This is a genomic window from Vogesella mureinivorans (genome assembly GCF_007644035.1).
Lineage (GTDB): Bacteria > Pseudomonadota > Gammaproteobacteria > Burkholderiales > Chromobacteriaceae > Vogesella > Vogesella mureinivorans.
Map to the genome: position 1 here is coordinate 1 of NZ_VMTV02001045.1, position 365 is coordinate 365.

Sequence of the window (365 nt, forward strand, 5' to 3'; positions counted from 1 at the left end):
GACAGTGGCTTCCCGGCCGCGACGGGTGATGAGCTTTATCATCACGCTTTCCTGTATCAGCTCTATCTGCGCGCCGATCCGCACTACACCGGACGCGTAACGGTGCCTGTGCTGTGGGACAAGAAAAACCAGACGATCGTCAGCAATGAATCCGCTGAAATCATTCGCATGTTCAATACCGCGTTTGACGCTCACGGTGCACGCGCCGGGGATTACTACCCGGTTGAGCTGCGCGAGAAAATTGACGAGCTGAACGGCTGGATCTACGACAACGTCAACAACGGCGTCTACAAAGCGGGCTTTGCCACCAGTCAGGAAGCGTACTACGAAGCGGACGGCAACGTGTTTGGAGCCCTGGAGCGCCT

1 protein-coding gene is annotated in these 365 nt (G+C 57.0%); it reads left to right on the plus strand.

Going from position 1 to position 365, the window contains the following annotated elements; genetic code table 11:
- Positions 1–365, plus strand: a 365-nt coding sequence (locus FLQ44_RS22675) for a glutathione S-transferase family protein (RefSeq protein WP_500692567.1), incomplete at both ends; no start/stop codon positions are given.